Raw genomic sequence first — 13,407 nt, 5'->3', positions numbered from 1 at the left:
TTCATCAGTTGATCGACCGCCAAGTCGCCGCCCAACCGGACGCGCTGGCGGTCACCTTCGCCAGCCAACAGCTGACTTACGCCGAACTCGATAGCCGCGCCAACCGTCTCGCCCACAAGCTGATCGAGTTGGGCGTGGGCCCGGAAGTGCGGGTCGGCGTGGCGATGCAGCGTTCCGACAGCTTGCTGGTGGCGCTGCTGGCGGTACTCAAGGCCGGCGGCGCCTACGTGCCGTTGGACCCGGACTACCCGACCGACCGCGTGGCCTACATGCTCGAAGACAGCCGCGCTTTGGTGCTGCTGACCGAGCAGGCCGTTGCGGCAATCTTGAACGTGGCGGTAGGCACCCAAGTGCTGCTGATGGACACCGCCGAGCCGTGGCTGGCCGCTTACCCAAGCCGTGCGCCGGTGACCCGCGTCACGCCGGATAACCTGGCCTACGTGATCTACACCTCCGGCTCCACCGGCAAACCCAAAGGCGTGGCCATCGCCCATCGCAACGTGCTGGCGCTGATCGACTGGTCGCAGTCGGTGTACAGCCGCGACGACATTCAAGGGGTACTGGCCTCGACCTCGGTGTGTTTCGACCTGTCGGTGTGGGAGTTGTTTGTCACCCTGGCCAACGGCGGCTCGCTGATCATCGCCCGCAACGCCCTGGAGCTGCCGCAGCTGCCGGCGCGGGATCAGGTGCGCCTGATCAACACCGTGCCCTCGGCGATCAATGCGTTGCAGCGCGACGGGCAGATTCCGCCGAGTGTGCGCATCATCAACCTCGCCGGTGAGCCACTGAAGCAGAGCCTGGTGGAGGCGCTGTATCAGCAGCTGACTATCGAGCACGTCTACGACCTCTACGGTCCATCGGAAGACACCACGTATTCCACCTGGACTCGCCGCCAGGCCGGCGGCAGCGCCAACATCGGTCGACCGCTCAAACACACCGCCAGCTATTTGCTCGACGCCGATCTGCAACCGGTGCCGCAGGGCGTATCGGCCGAGCTGTACCTGGCCGGCGCAGGCATCACCCGGGGTTACCTGGCGCGGCCGGGCATGACCGCCGAGAAGTACGTGCCGAACCCGTTTGCCAGCAACGGCGAGCGCCTGTATCGCACCGGTGACCTGACCCGCTATCAGGCAGACGGCGCGCTGCAATACGTCGGTCGCATCGACCACCAGGTCAAGGTTCGTGGTTTCCGGATCGAGCTGGGTGAAATCGAAGCGCGGCTGTTGCAGCAGGACGCGGTACGCGAACTGGCGGTGCTGGCTCAGGATGGCGTTAGCGGCCAGCAACTGATCGCCTATATCGTGCCGACCGATGCCGCGGTGTTGGCGGACGATGCCGATGCTCAAGCGAACCTGCGCGAAACCCTGAAAGCCGCGCTGCGCCAACATTTGCCGGACTACATGGTCCCGGCCTATCTGCTGTTCCTCGAACAATTGCCGTTGACCCCCAACGGCAAGCTCGACCGCAAGGCCTTGCCTGCGGTCGACGGCACCCGGCAGCAACGCGAGCACGTGGCGCCACGCACGGCCCTGGAAAAGTCGCTGGCGGCGATTTGGCAGGACGTCCTGGCCATCGACAACGTCGGCCTGGAAGACAACTTCTTCGAGCTGGGCGGTGATTCCATTGTGTCGATGCAAGTGGTCAGTCGCGCGCGTCAGGCGGGCATCCTGTTGAGCCCCAAAGACCTGTTCCAGCACCAGACCATCCGCAGCCTGGCGCAAGTGGCCCGCAGCGGCGAGCAGAACCTGATCGATCAAGGTCCGGCGGTTGGCGCGGTGGCCCTGGCACCGGTGCAGCACTGGTTCTTCGATCAAACCATTGCGCAGCGTCATCACTGGAACCAGTCGCTGCTGCTGGTCCCGCGCGAAGCGCTGGATGCCGGGGTGCTGGATCAAGCGTTGGCGCAGTTGCTCACGCATCACGACGGTTTGCGTCTGCGTTATGAAAAAACCGACGCCGGTTGGCAGCAGGCTTATGGCGCAGCCTCCGTTGAGTCGGTGTTGTGGCAACGCTCGGCGCAATCGCTCGAAGAACTGAATGCGTTATGCGACGAAGCCCAGCGCAGTCTTGATCTAAGCACCGGCCCATTGCTGCGAGCGTTGTCGGTGGACATGGCCGATGGCACCCAACGGCTGCTGCTGGTCATTCACCACTTGGCGGTGGACGGTGTGTCGTGGCGGGTATTGCTGGAGGATCTGCAGCAGTTCTATCGCCAGGCACGCGACGGCTCGACGCTGATGACGGCGGCGAAAACCAGTGCCTACCAACGCTGGGTGGCGCGTCTGCAAAGCCACCTGCCAACGTTCCACAACAGTGTCGATTATTGGCAGGCCGAATTGCGCGATGCGCCGCAAAACGATTTGCCGTGCGACCGCCCTGACGGCGCACTGCAAAACCGTTTCGAGCAGAAAGTCGAACTGACCTTCGATGCCGAACAAACCCGCAAACTGCTGCAACAGGCGCCGGCGGCTTATCGCACTCAGGTCAATGATCTGCTGCTGACCGCATTGGCGCGGGCCGTGTGCCGCTGGACCGGGCAGGGCAGCACGCTGATCCAGCTCGAAGGGCATGGCCGCGAAGACCTGTTCGACGACATTGATTTGACCCGTACCGTCGGCTGGTTCACCAGCCTGTTCCCGGTCAACCTGATCCCGGCCGGCGATCTCGGCGCATCGATCAAGACGGTCAAGGAGCAACTGCGCGCGGTGCCGGACAAAGGTCTGGGATACGGTGCGCTGCGCTATCTGGCCGATCCGCAAATTGGCGCCGCACTGGCGGCCCTGCCGCAACCGCGCATCACCTTCAACTACCTGGGGCAGTTCGACCGCCAGTTCGACGAAGCGGCGTTGTTTGTGCCGTCCAGCGAAGGCAGCGGCGCGGCCCAGGATCCGTCGGCGCCGTTGGCCAACTGGCTGACGGTCGAAGGCCAGGTGTACGGCGGTGAGCTGTCGATGAGCTGGGGCTTCAGCCGTGAGATGTTCGACACCGCGACCATTGAGCAGTTGGTTGATCAATACGCTGTCGAACTCAACGGGTTGATCGAGCATTGCTGCACCCTCGAGGCCCCACAGGCCACGCCGTCGGACTTCCCGCTGGCGCGCATCACCCAGGCGCAACTCGATGCACTGCCGGTGGCCGTCGGCCAACTCGACGACCTCTATCCACTGTCGCCGATGCAGCAGGGGCTGTTGTTCCACACCCTGTACGAACAGGCGGCGGGCGAGTACATCAATCAGCTGCGGGTGGATGTGCAAGGCCTCGAGCCCGAGCGTTTCCGCGCGGCCTGGCAGGCCACTGTCGAGTCTCAAGACATTCTGCGCACAGGTTTTGTCTGGCAGGGCGAACTGGAACAACCGGTACAGATCGTCCACAAACAGGTGCAGTTGCCGTTCACCGTGCTCGACTGGCGTGAGCGTGGCGATCAGCTTCAGGCCCTGAATGAACTGGCCGATGCCGAGCGCCAACAAGGATTCGACCTGAGTCAGGCGCCGTTGCTGCGACTGGTGCTGGTACACACCGCAGCCGATCGCTGGCAGCTGATTTACACCCATCACCACATCCTGATGGATGGCTGGAGCAACTCGCAGTTGCTCGGCGAAGTCTTGCAGCGTTACAGCGGTCGCCCACCGATAGCAACCGGCGGACGCTATCGCGATTACATCGGTTGGTTGCAGCGTCAGGATGCGCAATCGAGCCAGGACTTCTGGCGTGAGCCGTTGGCTTCGTTGCAAGAGCCGACCCGACTGGCGCGGGTGGCGTCCGGCAACGAAAGCCTGAGCGGGCATGGCGACCACTTCCAGACCCTGGACGTCAGTCGCACCCAACACCTTGAAACTTTTGCCCGACAACAGAAAGTCACCCTCAACACTTTGGTGCAAGCCGCGTGGCTGCTGTTGCTGCAACGCTACACCGGTCACCAAACCGTGGCGTTCGGCGCCACGGTGGCCGGGCGACCGGCAGACTTGCCCGGCATCGAGCAAGCGGTCGGCTTGTTCATCAACACTTTGCCGGTGATCGGCGCGCCGCGTCCGGACCAGAGTGTCGGCCACTGGTTGCAAGCGGTACAGGCGCAAAACCTCAGCCTGCGCGAGTTCGAACACACGCCCCTGGCGGACATTCAACGCTGGGCCGGGCAGGGTGGCGAAGCGCTGTTCGACAACATTCTGGTGTTCGAGAACTACCCGATTGCCCAGGCGCTGCAACAAGGCGCGGAGCAAGGCGTGGTGTTCGGCGAAGTCGCCAACCTTGAGCAAACCCATTATCCGCTGAGCGTCGCCGTGACGCTCGGCCAGACCCTGGCGCTGCATTACAGCTTCGACCGGGCGCATTTCGCAACGCCGGCGATCGAACACATCAGTGCGCACCTGCTGCAACTGCTGGAGCAGTTCGCCGAGTCGGCCGCACGCAACCTCGGTGAAATCGCCCTGGCCAGTGCCACCGAGCTGGCGCAGCAACAGGCCAATAACCAGCCGCAACCGTACCCGGTGAACATCGCCGTTCACCAGCGCATCGCCGAACTCGCCGCCCAGCGGCCGGAGCGCACGGCAGTGATCTTCGCCGGCCAGCGGTTCAGCTATGGCGACATCGACCAGCGCGCTAATCAATTGGCCCACGCCCTGATCGCGCGGGGTGTCGGCCCGGAAAGCCGGGTCGGCGTGGCCTTGCCGCGCAGCGAAGGGGTGATTGTCGCGCTGCTGGCGGTGCTCAAGGCCGGCGGCGCCTACGTGCCGCTGGACACCAGCTACCCGCGCGAGCGCCTGGCCTATCTGATCGAGGATTCGGGGCTGGCGTTGTTGCTCACCGATTCGTCTGTTTCTGCGCAGTTGCCGGTGGAGGACTCGGTCCCGGTGCTGGAACTCGACCGTCTCGATCTGCGCAGCCAATCCCTCACTGCGCCCAAGGTGCCGCTCGATCCGCAGAACCTCGCTTACGTCATTTACACCTCCGGTTCCACCGGTCACCCCAAAGGCGTGAGCGTTGCCCATGGCCCGCTGGCGATGCATTGCCAGGCCATCGGCGAGCGCTATGAAATGCGCGACAGCGACTGCGAATTCCACTTCATGTCCTTCGCCTTCGACGGCGCCCACGAGCGTTGGCTCACCAGCCTGACCCACGGCGCTTCGCTGCTGATTCGCGACGACAGCCTGTGGACGCCGGAACAGACCTGTAACGCCATGCGCGAACACGGCGTGACGGTGGTGGCGTTCCCGCCGGTCTACCTGCAACAACTGGCCGAACACGCCGAGCGTGAAGGCCACCCGCCGAAGGTGCGGATCTACTGCTTCGGCGGCGATGCCGTGCCCAACGCCAGTTTCGAGCGGGTCAAACGCGCGCTCGATCCGGACTACATCATCAACGGCTACGGCCCGACCGAAACCGTGGTCACGCCGTTGATCTGGAAGGCCGGGCGCGACGTGCAGTGCGGCGCGGCCTATGCGCCGATCGGCAGTCGCATCGGTGACCGCAGCGCTTACGTGCTGGACGCCGACCTGAACCTGCTGCCCCAAGGCATGGCCGGTGAGCTGTACCTGGGCGGCACCGGCCTGGCCCGGGGTTACCTGAACCGTCCCGGGCTGACGGCAGAACGCTTTGTCGCCGATCCGTTCAGCGCGGTCGGTGGCTTGCTGTACCGCACCGGCGACCTGGTGCGGCAGCGTGCCGATGGCACGTTCGATTATCTGGATCGCATCGACAACCAGGTGAAAATTCGCGGTTTCCGTATTGAACTGGGGGAAATCGAAGCGCGCCTGCAAGCCCTCGACGGGGTACGCGAAGCGGTGGTGGTCGCCCAGGAAGGCACCGCCGGCAGCGGCAAGCGCCTGGTGGCTTATGTGGTCGCCGATGCGCTCAATGCCGAACGGGCTGATTTCGCCGACAGCCTGCGCGAGCAACTTAAAGCCGCGCTGCCGACGCACATGGTCCCGGCGTATTTGCTGCTGCTTGAGCGCCTGCCGTTGACCCCCAACGGCAAACTCGACCGCAAGAACCTGCCCAAGCCGGACGTCAGCCAATTGCAGCAAGCCTACATGGCGCCGCAAAGCGCGCTGGAGCAGCAACTGGCGACGATCTGGCAGGACGTGCTGAAACTCGATCAGGTCGGTTTGAGCGACAACTTCTTCGAACTGGGCGGCGATTCGATCATCTCGATTCAAGTGGTCAGCCGCGCCCGTCAGGCCGGTATCCGCTTCACGCCCAAAGACCTGTTCCAGCACCAGACCATTCAGGCACTGGCCACGGTGGCGCGGTTGGGTGAGCAGGCTCAGGTCATCGATCAAGGGCCGGTGACGGGCGAACTGGCGTTGTTGCCGGTGCAACAGGTGTTCTTCGAACAGGCCATCCCCGAGCGTCAACACTGGAACCAGGCGGTGATGCTCAAGCCGACGCAAACCCTGGAGGCTGCGCTGCTTGAGCAGGCGTTGGGCGCGCTGGTTACGCACCACGATGGCTTGCGCTTGAGCTTCGTCGAGCAGGCCGAGGGCTGGCAGGCGCAATACCGCGCGCCGGGCAGCCAGACCGAGGCGTTGGTCTGGGCGGTCGACGTCGCCGACGCCACGGCACTGGAAGCGGTGGCCAACGAAGCGCAACGCAGCCTGAACCTGCAACACGGGCCGCTGCTGCGCGCAGTGCTGGCGAACCTTGATGACGGCACTGCGCGACTGTTGCTGGTGATCCACCATTTGGTGGTGGACGGCGTGTCGTGGCGGATTCTGTTTGACGATCTGCAAACCGCTTACCGTCAGCTGTTGACCGGCGAGCCCCTGCAATTGCCGGCCAAAACCAGTGCGGCCAAAGTCTGGGCCGAGCACCTGCAAACCTACGCCCGCCGTGCGGAACTGCGCAGCGAACTGGCCTGGTGGCAACAGCAATTGCAAGGCGCCGACGTGGCGTTGCCGGCGGATAACCCCGAAGGCGGGCAACAGAACAAGCATGCCCTGACGGTGCGCACGCAACTGAACAAGGCACTGACCCGGCAACTGCTGCAAGACGCTCCGGCGGCTTATCGCACCCAGGTCAACGACCTGCTGCTCACCGCTCTGGCCCGGGTCATGGTGCGCTGGACCGGCACCGACAGCGCGTTGATCCAGCTCGAAGGCCATGGCCGTGAAGAGCTGTTCGACGGCGTTGACCTGACCCGCACCGTCGGCTGGTTCACCAGCCTGTACCCGGCAAAACTGACGCCGGTCGCTGACCTCGGTGGCTCGCTGAAACAGATCAAGGAACAGCTGCGCGCGATCCCGAACAAGGGCCTCGGTTTTGGTGCCCTGGCCCATCTGGGAGACGACGTTGCACGTCAAACCCTCAGCCAATTGCCGGTCCCGTGCCTGACCTTCAACTACCTGGGCCAGTTCGACGGCAGCTTCAGCGCAGCCGACGGCGCCTTGTTCGTACCGTGCAGTGACGCGGCCGGCGATGAACTGGACGCCCGTGCGCCATTGGCCAACCAGTTGGCCCTCAATGGTCAGGTGTATGGCGGCGAACTGAACCTGGGCTGGACCTTCAGCCGCGAACGGTTCAATGAGTCGACCATTCAAGCGCTGGCCGACGATTACGCCCAGGAACTGCAAGCGCTGATCGCCCATTGCTGCGAGGCCGGGCAGCACGGCGTTACTCCGTCGGACTTCCCGCTGGCGCGCTTGAGCCAGGCACAACTGGACGGCTTGCCGCTGGCGCCGCAGTCGATCGAAGACCTGTATCCGCTGTCGCCGATGCAGCAGGGCATGTTGTTCCATGCCGTGTACGAAGAAACCACCGGCGATTACATCAACCAGATACGCCTGGACGTCGACGGGCTCGACCCCGAGCGTTTCCATCAGGCCTGGCAAGCGGCGGTGGATGCCCACGACATTCTGCGCACGCGTTTTGTCTGGCAGGGCGAACTGGAAAACCCGGTGCAAGTGGTCAGCAAACACGCGCAGTTGCCTTACAGCCTGCATGATGTGCGCAGGCATCCGCAGCGCGATCAGGCCTTGCAGACGCTTGCCGACTCTGAACGCCAAAGCCTGAACTTGAACGCGTCGACCTTGTTGCGGCTGGTGATTGCGCGCATCGACGACCACCGTCATCACCTGATCTACACCAACCATCACATCCTGATGGATGGCTGGAGCAACTCGCAGTTGCTCGGCGAAGTGCTGCAGCGTTACAGCGGCCAGTTCAACGCCGCTCACAGCGGACGTTACCGCGATTACATCGCCTGGCTGCAACGCCAGGACTCAGCCGCCAGCGAAGCGTTCTGGACCCCGGCGCTGCAGGCGCTGGAGGAGCCGACGCGCCTGGCCCAGACCGTCGCGAAGCCTCAAGCGTCTATCGAAGCCCAAGGTTATGGCGATCATTTCCAGGTGCTGGAGGCCGATCAAACCTTGCGTCTGGGCGAGTTCGCCCGGGCCGCGAAAGTCACCGTCAACACGCTGGTGCAGGCGGCCTGGTTGCTGCTGCTGCAACGCTACACCGGTAAGAGCACCGTGGCCTTCGGCGCGACAGTCGCCGGTCGTCCGGCTGATTTGCCGGGTGTCGAGCAACAGATCGGCCTGTTCATCAACACCTTGCCGGTGATCGCCAGCCCTCGGGCCGAGCAATCGCTCAATAGCTGGCTGCAAGCGGTGCAAGGGCAAAACCTGGCCTTGCGCGAGTTCGAACACACCGCGCTGTTCGATATTCAGCGCTGGGCCGGGCAGGGCGGTGAAGCGCTGTTCGACAACATTCTGGTGTTCGAGAACTACCCGATTGCCCAGGCCCTGGAGCAGGGCGCCCCGCAAGGGTTGCGCTTTGGTCCGGTGGCCAGTGTCGAGCAGACCAACTATCCACTGACCCTGCTGGTGAGCCTCGACACCCAACTGTCGATGCACTTCAGCTATCAGCGCGGCAGTTTTGCATCGGCGACGGTGGCGCAATTGGCGGCTCATTTGCAGCACTTGTTGAGCCAGATGATCGACACCGGTGAACGCTGCCTCGGCGAGTTGGTGCTGTTGGATGAGACCGAACAGCAACAGGTCTTGCTGGACTGGAACCGTGCTGACGAAGATTTCGCTCAAGACCTGTGCATTCATCAGTTGATCGACCGCCAAGTCGCCGCCCAACCGGACGCGCTGGCGGTCACCTTCGCCAGCCAACAGCTGACTTACGCCGAACTCGATAGCCGCGCCAACCGTCTCGCCCACAAGCTGATCGAATTGGGCGTGGGCCCGGAAGTGCGGGTCGGCGTGGCGATGCAGCGCTCGGACAGCCTGCTGGTCGCGCTGCTCGCGGTGCTCAAGGCCGGCGGTGCCTACGTGCCGTTGGACCCGGATTACCCGGTCGACCGCGTGGCCTACATGCTCGAAGACAGCCGCGCCCTGGTGCTGCTGACCGAGCAGGCCGTTGCGGCAACATTAAACGTGGCGGCGCACACCCAAGTGCTGCTGATGGAGCGGATCGAGGCACAACTGGCGGATTATCCGCGCAGCGCCCCGGTCACCCGTGTCACACCGGATAACCTGGCCTACGTGATCTACACCTCCGGCTCCACCGGCAAGCCCAAAGGTGTGGCCATCGCCCATCGCAACGTGCTGGCGCTGATCGACTGGTCGCAATCGGTGTACAGCCGCGACGACATTCAAGGGGTATTGGCCTCGACCTCGGTGTGCTTCGACCTGTCGGTGTGGGAGTTGTTTGTCACCCTGGCCAACGGCGGCTCGCTGATCATCGCCCGCAACGCCATGGAATTGCCGCAATTGCCGGCGCGGGATCAGGTGCGCCTGATCAACACCGTACCGTCGGCGATCAATGCGCTGCACAGTGCCGGGCAGATTCCGCCGAGCGTGCGCATCATCAACCTCGCCGGTGAGCCGCTCAAGCAGTCGCTGGTCGACGCACTTTATGGGCAAGCGACCGTGGCGCATGTCTACGACCTTTACGGCCCGTCGGAAGACACCACCTATTCCACCTGGACCCGTCGCGAGGCGGGTGGCACGGCGAACATTGGCCGGCCGCTCAAGCACACCGCCAGTTACCTGCTGGATGCCGATTTGCAACCGGTGCCCCTGGGCGTGTCCGCCGAGCTGTACCTGGCCGGCGCCGGCATCACCCGTGGTTACCTGGGGCGGCCGGGCATGACCGCCGAGAAGTACGTGCCGAACCCGTTTGCCAGCCATGGCGAGCGCCTGTACCGCACCGGCGATCTGACCCGTTATCAGGCCGATGGTGTGATCGAGTACCGAGGGCGAATCGACCATCAAGTGAAGATCCGCGGCTTCCGCATCGAACTGGGTGAAATCGAAGCGCGCCTGCTGGAGCAGTCAGCGGTCCGCGAAGTGGCGGTGCTGGCGCAGGAAGCCCTGGGCAATCAGCAACTGGTGGCTTATGTGGTCGCACCACAGCTGGACCTCGATGCCGCCGACGATCAGCAATCTTTGCGCGATGAACTCAAGGCACGGCTCAGGGAATCTCTGCCGGAATTCATGGTCCCGGCGCACCTGTTGTTCCTCGAACAATTGCCGCTGACGCCCAACGGCAAACTCGACCGCAAGGCGTTGCCGACGGTGGAGGGCGGTCATTTGCAGGTGCGTTATGTCGCCCCGCAGAGCGAGCGGGAGCAGCAGGTCGCGGCGATCTGGCAGCACGTACTGCAAGTCGAGCGTGTCGGCTTGCTGGATAACTTTTTCGAACTGGGCGGCCACTCGTTGCTGGCCGTCAATGTGGTTTCACGCCTGCAATTGGAACTGGGCCTGAAACTGACCCCACAACTGATTTTTCAACACCCCGTACTCACGGATTTCGTCAGCAGTCTGGCAACCGCAGGTGAGCAGGTCGATACGTTGAAACTGAGCAAGCTGGACGCCCTGCTTGACGAAATGGAGGAAGCTTGATGGATACCAATGTCGCTTTGAAGATCGCCCGGCGCTTCATTACTCTGCCGCTCGACAAGCGCAGGGTCTATCTGCAGAAGATGCTCGAGGAAGGTGTTTCGCCGGCGAACCTGCCGATTCCCGAAACCCAGTCGCAGTTCGATCCGGTGCCGCTGTCCTTTGCTCAGGAACGTCAGTGGTTTCTCTGGCAGATGGACCCCGACAGCGCCGCCTACAACATCCCCAGTGCCATGCAGTTGCAGGGCGAGCTTGACGTAGCGGCGCTCGAGCGCGGTTTCAATGCGCTGATTACTCGTCATCAAAGCTTGCGCACCACGTTCCAGCAGCAGGATGAGCGGGCGGTGCAGGTGATTCATCCGCACATGAGCCTGACCGTCGCCGTGCATGAACTGGATGAACGCCCCGACGCCCTGTCGCCAGACGCGCAGATTCAAGCGTTCGTCGCCGAACAGACCGGGCAGCCGTTCGACCTGGTCAACGGGCCGCTGTTGCGTGTCAGCCTGCTGCGCCTTGGCGCGCAGGAGCACGTGCTGACCCTGACCCAGCACCACATCGCCTCGGATGGCGCCTCGATGCGGGTCATGGTCGACGAATTGCTGCAACTGTATGGCGCCTACCGCCAGGGCCAGGAACTCAGTTTGCCGGCGCTGTCGATCCAGTACGCCGACTATGGCATCTGGCAGCGGCACTGGATGGAAGCCGGGGAGCGCGAGCGGCAGCTGGAGTATTGGCAGACGCACTTGGGCAGCGAGCATCCGGTGCTGGAGTTGCCCACCGATTACCCGCGCCCGGCGGTGCAGAGCCTGCGTGGCGCCCGTCATGAGCTGGCGTTGCCGCCGGCTCTGGGCGAGCGCCTGAGGGCGTTGGCCAAAAGCGAAAATGTCACGCTGTTCATGCTGTTGCTGGCGTCGTTCCAGGCCTTGTTGCATCGCTACAGTGGCCAGGCCGACATCCGTGTCGGCGTGCCCACCGCTAACCGCAACCGGGTCGAGACTGAACGGCTGATCGGCTTCTTCGTCAACACCCAGGTGCTCAAGACGGAGTTCGATGCTCAGGCCACGTTCAGCACGCTGCTGGCCCAGGTCAAACAGACCGCGATGGCCGCCCAGGCGCATCAGGACCTGCCTTTCGAGCAACTGGTCGAGGCTTTGCAACCGGAACGCAGCCTTAGCTACAGCCCGCTGTTCCAGGTCATGTACAACCACCAGAGCACCGGCGCCAGCCAAAGTCGGCAGGGCACGGGCGAGTCAGCGCTGACGATCCGCCACTTGCATCAACCATCGCGCACCGCGCAATTCGACCTGACCCTGGAAACGTTCGACGGCCCCGAGGGCCTTGGCGCACAGCTGACCTACGCCACCGACCTGTTTGACGGCGCGACCATCGAGCGTCTGGCGCGGCATTGGCAAAACCTGCTGGGCAGTATCGTTGCCGATCCGCAGCAGCGGGTGGGCGATCTGGCCCTGCTCGACGAAGCCGAACAACAGCAGGTGCTGGTCGACTGGAACCGCAGCGCCGCCGAATACCCGACTGACCGCTGCATCCATCAGTTGATCGAAGCCCAGGCCCTGCGCACGCCAGAGGACACCGCGCTGGTGTTCGACGGGCAATCACTGAGCTATGCACAACTCAATCGCCAGGCCAACCAGTTGGCGCACCGGCTGATCGAACTGGGTGTCGGCCCGGATCAGTTGGTCGGTATCGCCATCGACCGCAGCCTGGAAATGCTGATCGGGCTGTTGGCGATTCTCAAGGCGGGCGGTGCCTACGTGCCGCTCGACCCGCAATACCCCGAAGACCGTCTGGCGCACATGATCGAAGACAGCGGCCTGCAACTGCTGCTGACCCAGGCTCATCTGACCGGGCAACTACCGATTCCGGCTGGCGTGCAGACCCTGTTGCTCGACCCGCAAGGCGAGCACGCTCGCGCTTACAGCGAAGCCGATCCGCAGGTATCGATCAGCGGTGAACACCTCGCGTATGCGATTTACACCTCCGGTTCCACCGGCAAACCCAAAGGGGTAATGGTGCGCCATCAGGCGCTGGTGAACTTCGTGGTGAGCATGGTCAAGGCGCCGGGCATCGAGGCCCAGGACCGCATGCTGTCGCTGACCACGTTCTCGTTCGATATTTTCGGCCTGGAAATCTACGGCCCGCTGCTCAGCGGTGCCCGTGTGGTGCTGGTGGACAAGCAAACCGCCCAGGATCCGCAAGCGTTGCTGGAGATGATCCGGCAACAGGAAGTCACCGTGGTGCAAGCCACGCCGTCGACCTGGCGTATGTTGCTCGACCACGAACAGGCGCCCATCCTCCAGGGCTGTAAATTCCTCTGCGGCGGCGAAGCGCTGGCTGATGACCTGGCCCAGCGCATGCTTGGCCTGGCGGGGCAGGTCTGGAACCTTTATGGCCCGACTGAAACCACCATCTGGTCAGCGGCCTGGCAACTGACCCGCGAGCAGCGCCAGCCGTACCTCGGCAAACCGATTGCCAACACCATGCTGTACATTTTGGGTGACGATCTGGCGCCAAACCCCGCAGGCTCGATTGGTGAATTGCTGATCGG

The 13,407-nt window shown here is 63.5% G+C and carries 2 protein-coding genes (1 of these 2 running past the window's edge); both read left to right on the top strand.

Annotated elements, in window-relative coordinates; genetic code table 11:
* A partial coding sequence (locus AACY49_RS26005) for a non-ribosomal peptide synthetase (RefSeq protein ID WP_339527293.1) occupies positions 1-10,844 on the top strand: 10,844 nt, incomplete at its 5' end.
* Positions 10,844-13,407, top strand: partial view of a non-ribosomal peptide synthase/polyketide synthase gene (locus AACY49_RS26000; protein WP_339527292.1) — the 5' portion only. 10,954 nt of this gene lie beyond the right edge of the window; only the first 2,564 of its 13,518 coding nucleotides appear in the window; its start codon is at positions 10,844-10,846; its stop codon lies beyond the right edge, outside the window. The genes AACY49_RS26005 and AACY49_RS26000, both read left to right, overlap by 1 nt.

This window comes from Pseudomonas sp. EL_65y_Pfl2_R96, assembly GCF_963970905.1.
Taxonomy (GTDB): Bacteria; Pseudomonadota; Gammaproteobacteria; order Pseudomonadales; family Pseudomonadaceae; genus Aquipseudomonas.
The sequence above is the reverse complement of the archived record's forward strand: the minus strand, read 5'-3'. Positions and strand labels throughout refer to the sequence as shown.